At 68.6% G+C, this 14,311-nt stretch carries 11 protein-coding genes; 2 read left to right on the forward strand and 9 right to left on the reverse strand.

Translation table 11 applies throughout. The features are described from left to right. The first annotated feature begins 367 nt into the window (after positions 1-367). Positions 368-1,942, forward strand: coding sequence for a peptidoglycan DD-metalloendopeptidase family protein (locus ACI6GS_RS19620; RefSeq protein WP_439815152.1), 1,575 nt, complete (start codon positions 368-370; stop codon positions 1,940-1,942). 42 nt (positions 1,943-1,984) lie between these two features. Here the strand turns inward: ACI6GS_RS19620 and clpB are convergent, their stop codons facing one another. From clpB to ACI6GS_RS19665, 9 genes are all read right to left on the reverse strand, one after another. Continuing rightward, a complete protein-coding gene (clpB, locus tag ACI6GS_RS19625) occupies positions 1,985-4,582 on the reverse strand; it encodes an ATP-dependent chaperone ClpB (protein WP_439815153.1) in 2,598 nt (865 codons plus the stop codon). 346 nt (positions 4,583-4,928) lie between these two features. Beyond that, positions 4,929-5,369, reverse strand: coding sequence for a DUF4167 domain-containing protein (locus ACI6GS_RS19630; protein WP_439815154.1), 441 nt, complete (start codon positions 5,367-5,369; stop codon positions 4,929-4,931). A gap of 200 nt (positions 5,370-5,569) precedes the next feature. Continuing rightward, positions 5,570-6,433 (reverse strand): peptide chain release factor N(5)-glutamine methyltransferase, encoded by an 864-nt coding sequence (prmC, locus tag ACI6GS_RS19635; protein WP_439815155.1) that lies wholly within the window; start codon positions 6,431-6,433, stop codon positions 5,570-5,572. Continuing rightward, positions 6,430-7,503, reverse strand: a complete 1,074-nt coding sequence (prfA, locus tag ACI6GS_RS19640) for a peptide chain release factor 1 (RefSeq protein WP_439815156.1) — start codon at positions 7,501-7,503, stop codon at positions 6,430-6,432. The genes prmC and prfA overlap by 4 nt, the downstream gene beginning before the upstream one ends. 9 nt (positions 7,504-7,512) lie before the next feature. Then, positions 7,513-8,757: a histidine--tRNA ligase gene (gene hisS, locus ACI6GS_RS19645; RefSeq protein WP_439815157.1), complete on the reverse strand. Its 1,245-nt coding sequence runs from the start codon at positions 8,755-8,757 to the stop codon at positions 7,513-7,515. Positions 8,758-8,759: 2 nt separating this feature from the next. Next, positions 8,760-9,887, reverse strand: coding sequence for a flavodoxin-dependent (E)-4-hydroxy-3-methylbut-2-enyl-diphosphate synthase (ispG, locus tag ACI6GS_RS19650; protein WP_439815158.1), 1,128 nt, complete (start codon positions 9,885-9,887; stop codon positions 8,760-8,762). Between the two features lie 139 nt (positions 9,888-10,026). Then, positions 10,027-10,677, reverse strand: coding sequence for an OmpA family protein (locus tag ACI6GS_RS19655; protein WP_439815159.1), 651 nt, complete (start codon positions 10,675-10,677; stop codon positions 10,027-10,029). 49 nt (positions 10,678-10,726) lie between these two features. After that, positions 10,727-11,362 (reverse strand): OmpA family protein, encoded by a 636-nt coding sequence (locus tag ACI6GS_RS19660; protein ID WP_439815160.1) that lies wholly within the window; start codon positions 11,360-11,362, stop codon positions 10,727-10,729. Positions 11,363-11,418: 56 nt separating this feature from the next. Further along, the gene (locus ACI6GS_RS19665) at positions 11,419-13,224 is read right to left on the reverse strand and encodes a protein kinase domain-containing protein (protein ID WP_439815161.1); all 1,806 of its coding nucleotides are present in this window, start codon (positions 13,222-13,224) and stop codon (positions 11,419-11,421) included. Between the two features lie 163 nt (positions 13,225-13,387). On the opposite strand from ACI6GS_RS19665, the gene ACI6GS_RS19670 reads away from it, so the two are divergent. Then, positions 13,388-14,185 (forward strand): PP2C family protein-serine/threonine phosphatase, encoded by a 798-nt coding sequence (locus ACI6GS_RS19670; RefSeq protein ID WP_439815162.1) that lies wholly within the window; start codon positions 13,388-13,390, stop codon positions 14,183-14,185. The last annotated feature ends 126 nt before the right edge of the window (positions 14,186-14,311 follow it).

The following is a 14,311-nucleotide window of genomic DNA, read 5'->3' on the forward strand; positions in this document are numbered from 1 at the left end:
GGAGGAGCCTTAAGGCTCGCGGCACCAGCCGGAAATTTCTTTCTACCTTCAGCCCGCCCCGCCGTCAACTTCTTTCGTCGTCGGGGCGGTGTGTGCCGTCGGTGAGCGGCTAGATACGCCCTGCCCGGACCTGCCGCAAGTCCTTTTTTTGACAGGCGAACGCCTTGTCGCAGGGTGATCGGTGTTCGCACTTTCGAGAGCCGCGGATTTCCTGCATTCCGCCGTCGGCAAAAAATGTGGCCGGTTCGGCCGCGCGTTGACGCTCCAGCCGCAACCCGCCATGGTTCGGGCACCGCGCGGCGTGGTCGATGCTTCGCCAGTCACCGCGCACCCGGGGAACACGGCAGATTCAGGGGACGAACGCAGCGTGGCACGTCGCGATGGACGATTCCGGGCCAAGGCGGCCGCCCATGCCCGTCGCCCTCTGAAGGCACCCCTGCTGTGGGGGAGCAGCGGCCTGGTCGCCGGGATGCTCCTGTCCTCCGCGCTCAGCCTGCCGCACCTGGACCTGGTGCGTGCCCGCGCCCCAGGCGGGGAATCCACGCAAGGGTCATACGGTCCCGACGACTGGAGCCGGCTGATCCGCATCGCTGCGCCGATCGCCAATCCCGATCCCGTGGCGGCCGCGCCCATGCCCGAACCGCTGACAGGGTCGGAGCCGGATGGCACGGCCCCGGCAGGAGGCCCGGACGACCACCTGGCTGCGGGCGAGCTGGCACTCGAGGAGTTGGCGGCCCAGGACGCGCCGCCCATTCCCGAGATCACCCCCGACGCACCCAATGCCCTGACCACCGCGACCTATTCGGTCCAGTCCGGCGACAGCCTGCTGAAGATCCTCGTCGGCGACGCCGCGGCGACCCTGGACGAGGCCCACGCAGCCATCGATGCCCTGAAAGGGGTGTGCGATCCGAACGCGCTGCGCATGGACCAGGAAATCGAGGTCACGACCGGTCCGCTCCCGGGCAGCACGGATCCGGCGGCACAGCCGGTGCTGCTGGCCGTCGCCTACATGACCGACGTCGACCGGACGGTGCGCGTCACCCGGGGCGCCGACGGCGCCTTCACGGCGGGCACGGAGCAGGTCGCCCTGACCAGCCGGCCCTCCCGCGTCGGCGGCACGATCGAGGACAGCCTCTTTGCGGCGGCGCGGAGCGCCGGCCTGCCCGCACCGGTGCTGGCGGAACTGATCCGCATCTATTCCTATGACGTCGACTTCCAGCGCGAGGTCCAGCCCGGCGACACGTTCGACGTCTACTACCCCGAAGAGATCGGCCCCGACGGCGATCCCGTGCGGACGGGTGCCCTGGCCTATGCCGCGCTGACGGTTTCGGGCCGGACGATCAAGCTCTACCGCTTCACCCCTTCCGACGACGATACCGCCGACTATTTCGATGCGCAGGGCAATTCCGTGCGCAAGGCCCTGCTCCGCACACCGATCGACGGGGCGCGCCTGACCTCCGGCTTCGGCATGCGGCGACATCCCATCCTGGGCTATTCCCGGATGCACAAGGGCGTCGATTTCGGCGCCGCGACGGGAACGCCGATCCTGGCGGCCGGCGACGGCACGATCGCCTTCGCCGGACGGCGGGGCGCCTATGGCAACTACGTGCAGGTGCGGCACACCGGGGAATATGCGACCGCCTATGCCCATATGAGCCGGTTCGCGCGCGGGCTGAAGGCCGGCACACGGGTGCGCCAAGGCCAGGTGATCGGCTATGTCGGCTCCACCGGGCGCTCGACCGGGCCGCACCTCCACTACGAGGTGCTGGTCAAGGGCGCACAGATCAACCCGTTGAGCGTCCGCCTGCAGAGTGGGCGATCGCTCAGCGGTCGCCAACTGCAGGCCTTCCGCGCCCATGTGCGCGAGGTGGAGGCAGCGCTGTCCCGCGTCCCCCTGCAGACCGCCATGGCTGACGGTCCCGACGGACCCGCCACGCGCTGACGCGGTACTGGGTGCGCCGGAAAGCCCGGCGCACCCGCCCGATCAGGCCGCCTTGTCGACGACCTGGTGACCATTGATCACCAGGTTGCCATTGGCGACGCCGACCTCGACCGCCTGGCCTTCCCCGATCGTGCCCTCCAGGATCAGGTTGGCCAGCGGGTTCTGCAACGACCGCTGGATCACCCGCTTCAGTGGGCGCGCGCCATAGACGGGGTCGTAGCCCGAATTGCCGAGCCAGGTGCGCGCCGCGTCGTCCAACTGCAAGCTGATCTTGCGATCGGCCAGCAGCTTGCGGAGATGGCCCAACTGGATGTCGACGATCCCCGCCATCTGAGCCCGGCCGAGGCGGTGGAACAGGATGATCTCGTCCAGCCGGTTGAGGAATTCCGGCCGGAATGCCTGCCGGACCACCCCCATCACCTCGTTCCGCACCGCATCCACCGGTTCCCCGTCCGCCTGGTTGGCCAGGTACTCGGACCCGAGGTTCGAGGTCAGGATGATGAGCGTGTTGCGGAAGTCGATCGTCCGCCCCTGCCCGTCGGTCAGGCGCCCATCGTCCAGGACCTGGAGCAGCACGTTGAAGACGTCGGGATGTGCCTTCTCGACCTCGTCGAACAGGATCACCTGATAGGGCCGGCGTCGCACGATCTCGGTGAGCGCGCCGCCTTCCTCATAGCCGACATAGCCCGGCGGTGCGCCGATCAGCCGGGCGACCGAATGCTTCTCCATATATTCCGACATGTCGATCCGGGCCATTGCCTGCTCGTCGTCGAACAGGAAAGCCGCCAGCGACTTGGCGAGTTCGGTCTTGCCCACACCGGTCGGACCCAGGAACAGGAACGATCCGATCGGCCGGTTGGGATCCTGCAGCCCGGCGCGCGCACGGCGTACGGCATTCGACACCGCGCGCACGGCCTCTTCCTGCCCGATCACGCGGGCGCCGATCCGCTTCTCCATCTGGAGCAGCTTCTCGCGCTCGCCCGCCAGCATGCGATCGACCGGAATGCCGGTCCAGCGCGATACGACGCCTGCAATGTCCTGCTCGGTCACGGCCTCGCGCAGCATGGCCTCCTCTGCCCCGCCCTGTGCCGATTCCAGCTTCCGCTCAAGCTCCGGAATGACGCCATAGGCCAGTTCGCCGGCACGCCCCAGGTTGCCCCGGCGCTGGGCCTGGTCCAGTTCGTTGCGGGCGGCATCCAGCTGTTCCTTGAGCTTCTGCTCCGAGGACAGCTTGTCCTTCTCCGCCTGCCAACGCGCCGTCAGCTCCGCGGAGCGTGCCTCGAGTGCCTTGAGGTCCTCCTCGAGCTTGGCCAGCCGCTCGCGCGACGCACGGTCATCCTCCTTGCGCAGGGCCTCCCGCTCGATCTTGAGCTGGATGATCCGGCGGTCGAGTTCGTCCACCTCCTCCGGCTTGGAGTCGACTTCCATGCGCAGACGGCTCGCGGCCTCGTCCACCAGGTCGATCGCCTTGTCCGGCAGGAAGCGGTCGGTGATATAGCGGTTGGAGAGGGTCGCGGCGGCAACGATCGCACTGTCGGTGATGCGCACGCCGTGGTGGACCTCGTACTTCTCCTTGAGCCCGCGCAGGATCGAGATCGTGTCCTCCACCGTGGGCTCGGACACCATCACCGGCTGGAAGCGCCGCGCCAGGGCGGCATCCTTCTCGATGTGCTTGCGATACTCGTCGAGCGTGGTCGCGCCGATGCAATGCAGCTCGCCCCGCGCCAGGGCCGGCTTCAGCAGGTTGGACGCATCCATCGCGCCATCCGCCTTGCCCGCACCCACCAGGGTATGGAGCTCGTCGATAAACAGCACGATCTCGCCATTGGCGCCCTGCACTTCCTGCAGCACACCCTTCAGGCGTTCCTCGAACTCGCCGCGATACTTGGCGCCCGCGACCATGCCGCCAAGGTCAAGCGCCAGCAGGCGCCGGTCCTTCAGCGATTCCGGCACGTCGCCATTGACGATGCGCAGCGCCAGGCCCTCGGCAATGGCCGTCTTGCCCACGCCAGGCTCACCGATCAGGACGGGATTGTTCTTGGTCCGGCGGGACAGGACCTGGATCGCGCGGCGGATCTCCTCGTCACGCCCGATCACGGGGTCGAGCTTGCCATCGCGCGCGGCCTGGGTCAGGTCGCGGGAATACTTCTTCAACGCCTCGTAGCTGTCCTCGGCCGAGGCGCTGTCCGCGGTGCGGCCCTTGCGAACCTGGTTGATCGCGGCATTCAACCCCTGCGCCGTCAGGCCGGCCGTCTTCAGGATTTCGGCCGACGGGGTGCCATTGGCCATGACCAAAGCGAGCAGGAGCCGCTCGGCCGTGACGAAGCTGTCGCCTGCCTTCTGCGCGATCTGCTCGGCCTGGTCGAAGACGCGCGCCGTCTCAGGCGCCAGGTAGAGCTGGCCGGCGCCCGATCCCTCGACCTTGGGCAGCTTGTTCAGGGCGGCCTCGACCTCCTTCAACGCCTGTTCAGGGCGCCCGCCGGCGGAGCGGATCAGGTTGGCGGCCAGGCCTTCCTTGTCGTCGAGCAGCACCTTGAGCACATGCTCGGGCGTGAAGCGCTGGTGTCCGGACCGCAGGGCCAGCCCCTGCGCCGACTGCACGAAACCCTTCGAGCGATCGGTATACTTCTCGAAATCCATCCCCAATACCTCCTGGTCACAGCACCGGCGCGACGCCTTTCAGGCAAGCGCATCGTCCCGGCCTCGCTCTCATGTGGTGTGGCTGTGTTGCCACACAAGAGCCTCCCGGCCGGGGACTGGTCCCGACCGGACGGGGCGTCAGCCGACAAGGACGCACGGGACGCACGCCTGCGTGCCGATCCAACCCGCGGGAGCGTTTGCGGGCCTTGATCTCGATCAGGGTGTCACGGGCGCCACGGCGTGCCGGGCCGCCAGGACCGCTGGTCACGCGTCCCGGGGTGGAGGTCTGGACTGTGGGATGGATCGCTTGGGGGCCGCTTGTTCGACCGAACAAGCGGCAACCGGATCAGCTGGCGAAGCGGTCGTGCTCGGCGCTGAGGCCATCGCCCTCAGCCGCTTCCATCTCGGACTCCGCAGGGCCGCGCTCGCCCTGGTCGCCGCCCTCGGGCTGCGGCCCCTGGCCACCATTGCCGTTCTGCTGGGCCTGGTTGTTGCGCTGGTTCTGCGTGACGCCGGCGGCCACCATCAGGCGGTAATAGTGCTCGGCATGCTGCAGGAAATTCTCGGCGGCGATGCGGTCGCCAGAGGCATGGGCGTCGCGGGCCAGCTGCTGGTACCGGTCGTAGATATGGCTCGCCGTCCCGCGGATCTTGACGTCGGGTCCGCTCGAATCATACGAGCGGTTGGGACCGCCACCACCGCCGCCCCCGCCGCCACCCTGCGGCTTGCGGCCATTATTCGGTCGCCCGCCGCGCGGACGCTTGTTGTTGGGATGACCTGGTCTCATTCCCGTGTCTGTCCTGTAGGCCGTCGCGACCTGTTGCATGGCCCTTCGGGCGGTCCATTCAGGCGGTCGCGACGGCTCGACGCCTGACGGGTGGACGGTCCGGTATACCGGGGTCATGCTTCCGCGACGCACGGCGGGAAGGTCCCGAACCCCGCGTCGAACAGGTCGAAACCTAGCCGCTCGCCCCGACCATTCCAAGCTCAAAGTGCACGTGCACTGACGCACCTGCCAATTCCTGCGAGGTCCGGGTGGTGCTGCACCTGGATCAGGCCGTTCCCGACAAGGAGCGGCGCAATGTCCGCCCCCTGCCCCATGCCGTGTTCCAGGACGACGACCGCGCCGGGCGCAAGCAGGGACGGCAGCGCGGGGACGATTCGTCGATAGGGATCAAGACCATCGGGACCGCCGTCGAGTGCTGCCCGCGGGTCGAAGGTGCGCACTTCGGGCGCCAGACCCGCGATGGCGGACGTGGGGATGTAGGGCGGATTCGACACGACCAGGTCGAACCGGCCGGAGAGTGCCGCGGTCCAGGAGCCAACGGCAAAGGTGGATCGCGGCCCCAGGCCAAGCGCCCGCGCATTGTCCCGGGCGCAGCGCGCAGCACCCCAGGCGCGATCCAGGCCGAGGCCCCAGGCCGAGGGCAAGGCGGAGAGCAGCGCCAGCAGCAGGCAACCCGACCCCGTGCCCAGGTCCAGGACGCGCAATGGGTCCATGCGGCGATCCGCCATGAGGGCAAGCGCCACCTCGACCAGGGTCTCGCTGTCCGGCCGCGGATCGAGCGCCTCCGCATCCAGCGCAAAGTCCAGGCCGAAGAACTCCCGGCTGTTCAGGATGCGGGAGACGGGTTCGCGCCCTGTCCTGCGGGCGACGAAGCCCTGGAAGCGCTCGACCTCCTCGCGGGGCGGGCAATCGTCCCGGTGACCGATCAGCCAGGCCCGATTGCGCCCCAGAACAGCGCACAGCAGGACTTCGGCATCCAGACGCGGCGTCTCCGACCCCGCCGCGCCCAAGGCGGCCGCAGCCTGACGCAACAGGTCTGCGACCGTCTCGCGCGACACCGTCACCCCTGGTCCATCTCCGCCAGGCGGGCGGCCTGGTCCTCGGCGATCAGGGCTTCGACCAACTCGTCCAGGGCGTCGCCGGCAATGACCCGGTCCAGCTTGTAGAGCGTCAGGTTGATGCGGTGGTCGGTCACCCGGCCTTGCGGGAAGTTGTAGGTGCGGATCCGCTCCGACCGGTCGCCGCTGCCGACCTGACCCTTCCGCGATTCGGCACGCTCGCTGTCCAGACGCTGGCGCTCGGCGTCATAGAGCCGGGCGCGCAGCACCTTCATGGCCTTGGCCTTGTTCTTGTGCTGGGACTTCTCGTCCTGCTGCTGCACCACGATGCCCGTGGGCAGGTGGGTGATGCGCACCGCGCTGTCGGTCGTGTTGACCGACTGGCCGCCGGGGCCGCTGGAGCGGAAGACGTCGATGCGCAGGTCCTTGTCGTCGATCGCGATGTCGACGTCCTCCGCCTCCGGCAGGACCGCAACGGTCGCGGCAGAGGTGTGGATGCGGCCGCTGCCCTCGGTCACCGGCACGCGCTGGACCCGGTGCACGCCCGATTCGAACTTCAGGCGGGCGAACACGCCCGAGCCCGCGACATTGGCGATGATTTCCTTGTACCCGCCCAGTTCCGCCTCGGACGCCGACAGGATCTCGACCCGCCAGCCGCGCAGTTCGGCGTAACGCTGGTACATGCGGAACAGGTCGCCCGCGAACAGCGCCGCCTCGTCCCCGCCGGTGCCGGCGCGCAGTTCGAGGATGGCGCTGCCGTCGTCTGCGGCATCCTTGGGCAGCAGTTGGACCGCGACCGCGCGCTCAACCTCAGGCAAGGCGTCCTTCAGGGCGCGCACCTCGTCCTCGGCCAGGTCACGCATCTCTGGATCGGCGGCCGCGTCGCGCAGCATCTGCTCCGCCCCCGCCAGGTCGCCCTGCGCCTTGCGATAGGCGCGGATCGCCGCAACCAGCGGCTCCAGGTCCGAGTACTCCTTGGACAGGCGCGCGAAATCGCTCCCTGCCCCTTGCGCCAGTTCGGCGGACAGCGCCTCGTGCCGCAGGACCACACGGTCCAGTTTTTCCTCAGGAATCATGGTCCGCCCTTACTTGAAGGGCTGGAGGTGCTGCTCCAGGTGGTCCAGCGCCACGCGCCCCTGGGCGCCGTCGGCCAGGGTGCGCACCGTCGCTTCCCCCGCTGCCAGTTCGTCGTCGCCCAGCAGGATGGCGACGGCACAGCCCAGCTTGTCGGCCCGCTTCATCCGCTTGCCGACATTGCCGCGATAGCCGTGCTCAACCGTGAAGCCGGCACGACGCAGGCGGTGCGCCAGCTTCAGCGCCGTCTCCTCCGCCGCCGCGCCGACAGGAATGATGGCGATGGGCTTCACCGCCTCGGCCGGCACCTCGACCATCATGGCCAGCCGCTCGATGCCGGAGGCCCAGCCGATGCCGGCGGTGGGCGGCCCGCCCATCTGCTCGACCAGGCCGTCATAGCGCCCGCCGGCCAGGACGGTGCCCTGCGCCCCCAGCGTCGTCGTCGTGAATTCGAATGCCGTGTGGCTGTAGTAGTCGAGCCCGCGCACCAGGCGCTGGTTCACCGTATAGGGCACGCCCAGCGCGTCGAGGCCGCGGCGCACGTCGGCAAAGAACGTCGTGGACCGTTCGTTCAGGTGCTCCGACAGCAGCGGCGCATTGGCCACCAGCACGCGGTCGCCCTCGTCCTTGCTGTCCAGGATGCGCAAGGGGTTCTTGCCCAGCCGCGCCCGGCTGTCCTCGCTCAGCTTCTCTTCGAACTGCCTGAAATAGCCGACCAGCACGTCGCGATAGGTGGCGCGGCTTTCCGGATCGCCCAGGCTGTTCAGTTCCAGCGTGACCTTGTCCCCCAGGCCCAGGGCGGACAGCAGGTCCCAGCCGAGCGCAATCACCTCGATATCGGCCTGCGGCTCCGGCACGCCCAGGATCTCGGCGTCGATCTGGTGGAACTGGCGCAGGCGTCCCTTCTGCGGCCGCTCGTAGCGGAACATGGGCCCATGGCCGAAGAACTTCAGCGGCAGGTCCTTGGCCAGGCCGCCGGACAGCAGCGCGCGCGCAATGCCGGCCGTCATTTCCGGGCGCAGGGTCAGGCCTTCGCCGCCGCGGTCGGTGAAGGTGTACATCTCCTTCGACACGACGTCCGACGTCTCGCCCAGCGTGCGCTGGAAAACCTCGGTGAACTCGAAGATGGGCGTCGAGATCTCGGCAAAGCCATAGCGCTGGGCCAGGTCGCGGAAGGTCTCGGTGACCAGGCGGAAGCGGCGGGCCTCTTCGCCCAGGATGTCGCGGGTGCCGCGGACCGGTTGCAGGGATGACACGATCAGGATGCGAGTGGGAGGGTTTCGCTCTTCTTGGCGGCCTCGATGGCCGCGGCCTTCTTCTCGACCAGGTCGACGATGTGATCGACCAGACGGGCATCGTCGATATTGTGATCGGCAATGCCGCCCACATAGACCTTGTGCGTGCCGTTGCCGCCGCCGGTCAGGCCGATATCCGTCTCCCGCGCTTCGCCGGGGCCATTGACGACACAGCCGATGATCGAGAGCGAAAGCGGGGTCGAGATGTGGGCCAGGCGCTGTTCCAGCACCTCCACCGTCTTGATGACCTGGAACGCCTGGCGAGCACAGGAAGGGCAAGAGACGATCTGCACGCCGCGATGGCGCAGGCCCAGGCCCTTCAGGATCTCGAACCCGACCTTCACCTCCTGCACCGGATCGGCGGAGAGGGAGACGCGGATCGTATCGCCGATCCCGGCCCAGAGGAGGGAGCCGATACCGATGGCCGACTTCACCGTGCCGGTGGTGAATCCGCCCGCCTCGGTCACGCCCAGGTGGAGGGGGTAGTCGCACGCCTCGGCCAGGCCATTATAGGCGGCCGCGGCCAGGAAGACGTCGGATGCCTTCACGCTGATCTTGAACTCGCGGAAGTCGTGGTCTTCCAGAATGCGGGCGTGGTCCAGGGCGGACTCGATCATCGCCTCCGGGCAGGGCTCGCCATACTTCTCCAGCAGGTGACGCTCCAGGCTGCCGGCATTGACGCCGATGCGCATGGAACAGCCATAGTCCTTGGCCGCCTGGACCACCTCGCGCACGCGCGCGGCGGAGCCGATATTGCCCGGGTTGATGCGCAGGCACGCGGCCCCCGCCTTGGCCGCCTCGATCGCGCGCTTGTAGTGGAAATGGATGTCCGCGACGATCGGCACGCGCGCCGCCTTGACGATCTGCGGCAGGGCGGCCGTCGACTCCTCGTCCGGGCACGACACACGGATGATGTCGGCGCCTGCCTCTTCGCACTGGCGGATCTGCTCGATCGTCGCCGCCGCGTCGCTGGTCAGCGTATTGGTCATGGTCTGCACGGTGATCGGCGCATCGCCGCCCACCGGCACGTTGCCCACATGGATCTGGCGGGACTTGCGGCGAATGATGTCGCGATAGGGGCGGACGCTCATGCAAGACTCGCATCTGGGCGCGCGGAAGGGTCCCGCGCGCGGCTCACGGGAACGCGCCCAACATGGTCGGAACGCTTGCGCAAATCAAGCCGCGGGCCATGCGGCAGGCGCCGGGCGCCCCCGCCCGGCCCACACCGGGTCAGGGCAGGGCCGCCATCGGCGCCAGCGTGGTCACCTCCACCCGACGATTCACGCCGGAATTGGGGCGGCGCGGATCGGCCAGGCGGCTTTCGCCATAGCCGATCGTGACCAGGCGTTCGGGCGCCACGCGGGCGACCCGCACCAGGTAGTCGCGCACGGCGGCGGCGCGCCGCTCCGACAGGGCCTGGTTGCGGGCGGACGTACCGACGGCATCGGTATGCCCGGCGATCTGGAAGCTGTAGCCGCGCAACTGCGCCGAATTCATCACCCGCCCCACCACGTCAAGATCGGCGATGTAGCGCTGATCCAGGCGATCGGAGGCGAATTCGAACTTGATGTCCAGGTCGACACTGGGCGCCTTGGCCACTTCCGCCGGCGGCGCGGGCGACTGGCCGGGACGCGGCGCGGGCGTGGTGGCAGCCGTGGCCGGGGGATCCCCCGGCCGCATCACGGGCCGGATGCCGCGGGTGGTCACGGGCGCCGTGGGCGTCAGCTTCTGGATCAGTTCCTGCTCGTTCAACTGGCTTTGCGCGTGGATGGCCGCGCCGCCGCCGGCCAGGGCGGCCGCCATCGCCAAGCCCGCCAGGGCCGAACGGACCATCAGGGACGCCCTTGCGCTGAAGTGCGGCATCGCCGGTTCCTCCTGCATGACGGGCGCCTGGGCGCCCGGTCGTCGTGCTGTTCGTCGTTGCTTCGGCCTATTGGCCGATGTTCGTGATCTCCACCCGCCGGTTGACGCCGGAATCGGGGGCCTGGGGGTCCAGCAACTGGTCCTCGCCATAGCCGTGGGAGGTCAGGCGGTTCGGCGCCACGCGCAGGTCGGCGACCAGGAACGCGCGCACGGCGGCGGCGCGGCGCTCCGACAGGTCACGGTTATAGGCCGACGTCCCCTTGGCATCCGTATGGCCATCGATCTGGAACCGATAGGTCGACAAATCGCGCGAAACGAGCGCCTGCCCCAGGCGTTGCAGCACAAGCCGCGATTCTGGGCTGATCTCGGCCGAATCGAAGGCGAAGTTGACCGTCAGCATGACACCGGGCGGTTTGACCGGCTCCGGCGGCGCGGCCGCGGCAGTCGCGGGCGTCCCGTCCGGGTTCATCACCGGCCGGATCGCCCGGGTTGTCAGGCCGCGGGTGGTCAGGCCGCGGGTGCGGACCGGCTGGCTGGGCTTCAGCGCCTGAATCAGCTGGTCGGTCGTGGGGGGCTCCTCCCCCCGCAGGTCGACCGTGTCGGCCCGGGTCGCAGCACTGGCCAGGACCATGCCGGACACCGCCATGGCGACCAGACCCGTGCCAAGCAGAAGTCCCCGGACCGTCCTGCGCAACCCGACCATGTCTCTACCCTCCAACGTGCCTGCGCGCCCGGCTTCACGCCGGGGCACCTGCACGGCTACTTGAGCGTCAGGTCAGCACTCACGCTGACCGTGAATTCCGGCAGGATCTCGACGTCGATCTCGCCGTCCAGATAGCCGTCCTTGCGCACCTTCAAGATGTACTCGCCAGCGGCAAGTTTCACCGTGACTGGAGTCACACCCAGGTCGGTCCCATCGGGCGCGAACACCCGCGCTCCATCCGGCCGGCTGACGATCCGGGCATAGCCCGGCGGGCCTGCCGGCTGCGGCGGCGGGTCGGGCTGGACCTCCGTCGTGCCGATGGTCGCATCGGGGGGCACAGTGCCGACCGTGGCGCCGCCATCGGTCGTGCCGAGCGGGTCGGGCGGCGGCACCGTCGCGGTCGTGCCCGTCGGTCCGCCGTTGGGGGTCAGCACGGTTTCGGGGCCGGCCGGGCCGTCCTGGCCCTGGGGTGGTGTCCCGGCCCCCTGGACGGGCGGCGTCGTCACCGGGGTGGGCGTCTCCGGTCCCGGTCCACCCTGGAGCGGCTCGGGCGGCAGGGCCTGCCCTTCCGTCGCCTCGCGGGCCAGAACCACGGTATCCGGTGCCAGCACGGCGACCGCCTCGGCCTCCGTCCCATTCAGGTACATCGCCAGGCGGATCTGCGCGCCGAACACGAACCACGCGCCCGCCGCCCCGCCCAGCAGGACCACGAGCGCGACGATGGCTGCGATCAGGCCACCGCGCCCCCTGCCCTCCTGGCGGGCCTGCCCCAGATCCTGGGCCTGCCGCCCGGAATCCTGGCGCCCGGAATCCTGGCGCCCGGAATCCCGGCCCGCTGCCCGCTCCGGCGCAATGCCGCCCTGACCTTGAAGCGGCGCGCGATCGGCCTGGGCGACGAAGGTTTCGGGATTGGTCCGCGTCGCCAGGCCGCCGACGCCGCTCATCTGCGCCGTCGCATCCTCCAGCGACAGGGCGCTCGGCTTGATCGCGACCAGGGTTGCGTCCTCGTCGGGCACCGTTGCCTCGACATCCGCCGAATCAGCGGCCAGGCGCAGTGCCGCGCGGAACTCCTCGGCCGACTGGAAGCGGTCCTCGGGCTTCTTGGCCATCGCCTTCGCGACCACGGGGTCGAGGCTGTGGGGCGAGCGGGGATTGACGCTGGACGGCGGGTCCGGAACGACGTTCAGGACCTTGTACATGATCTGCTCGGTCGTGCCCTCGAACGGCTTCTTGCCGGCAAGCAGCTGGTAGAGCATCACGCCCGCGGCGTGGATGTCCGACCTGGCATCGACCGCAAGGGCCATGAACTGTTCGGGCGGCATGTAGGCCGCCGTGCCCATGATCATGCCGGTCTGCGTCGCGGTCGAGGATTCGACCTTGGCAATGCCGAAGTCGCAGATCTTGACCCGCTTTTCGTCGGTGATCATGACGTTGGCAGGCTTGATGTCACGATGTACGACGCCGCGCTGGTGCGAATACTCCAGCGCGGTCAGCAACTCGTCCATGATCGTCACGATCTCGGCGACCGTGAAGGTGCGCTTCTCGTCCAGGAAGTCCTTGACCGAGCGGCCCTGGATGAACTCGATCGCGATGAACGCGATCCCCTCCTCCTCGCCATAGTCATAGACGCCGACGATGTTGGGGTGCTGCAGCTTGCCTGCGGCGCGCGCGTCGCGCTTCAGCCCCTGCAGCGCCAGGGTCTTGGCATCCTCGTCGTCGATCGCGTCGGCGCGGACGGTCTTGAGCGCGACATGGCGCTCGATCCCCGGATCATAGCCCTTGTAGACGACGCCCATGGCGCCGCGGCCGAGCACCGAGACGATGTCGTACTTGCCCAGCCGCTTGGGTTCCACCTGCGCCACGCGCCCTCTGCCTCGCCTGTTGTTGGCCCACCATACAACAGGCGGCCACGCAATTTCACGATTGCCGTCACAGATAGACGGCCATATGTGGCACCGCGGATGGACGCGGACCGCGCTTAGGCGGCATCATGGGGCCGACAAGCATGATCCAGGAATGGGACGAATGTCCGAGCGGATAGAAGTGGCAGCGTTGTCTGACGTCGGACGGGTCCGCAAGCTGAACGAGGACAGCTTTGCCTATGTGAAGAATTCCGGCCTGTTCATCGTGGCCGACGGCATGGGTGGCCACGACGCGGGCGAGGTGGCGAGCAAGGCCGCGGTCAATGCCGTGTCGGGCGTGATCAAGCTGGCCAGCCTGGGCCAGCGCCTGCCGGAGGACGAGGACCATACCCTGCGCCTGGGCAATCCGCTGCAGCCCAAGGCCGGCGTCGATGCCGACCAGATGGTGGAGACGATCAAGCGCGCCATTCATCGCGCCAATGCGGAGATCTTCCGCATGAACGATCAGCGCGGCTATCCCGAGGGCCGCGGCATGGGCACGACGCTGGTCGGCTTCTGGGCGCCGGGTGCGGCGGACAAGATCTATACGTTCAACGTGGGCGACAGCCGGCTCTACCGTTTTCGGGACGGCAAGCTGGAGCAGATCACGCGCGACCACACCCTGTGGCAGGAATGGAACGACAACGGCCAGGTCGGCGCAGAGCCGCGCAAGAACGTGATTCTCCGCGCCATCGGGCCCTGGCGCACGGTCGAGGCGGACGTGACGACGCTGGAGGCCCAGTCGCAGGACCTCTACCTCGTTTGCTCCGACGGCCTGACCGGCATGGTCGATGACGAGGTGATCGCCCAGGAACTGGCCAGCACGACCGACCTGGAGGCGACCTGCGCCCGCCTGATCGAACTGGCCAACGCCAATGGCGGCAAGGACAACGTCACCGCCGTCCTTTGCCGTCGGCGCTAGGGGTAACTCCAGGCCGGTTCAAGGGCTCCGTCAGGTCGGCCATTGAGCTCGATGCAATTGCGGCTGGGACTTCCTCCCGCTCATCCCCGCGAAGGCGGGGATCCAGGGGCCGCGAGGACAACGCTG

Source organism: Zavarzinia sp. CC-PAN008, assembly GCF_051903925.1.
Classification (GTDB): domain Bacteria; phylum Pseudomonadota; class Alphaproteobacteria; order Zavarziniales; family Zavarziniaceae.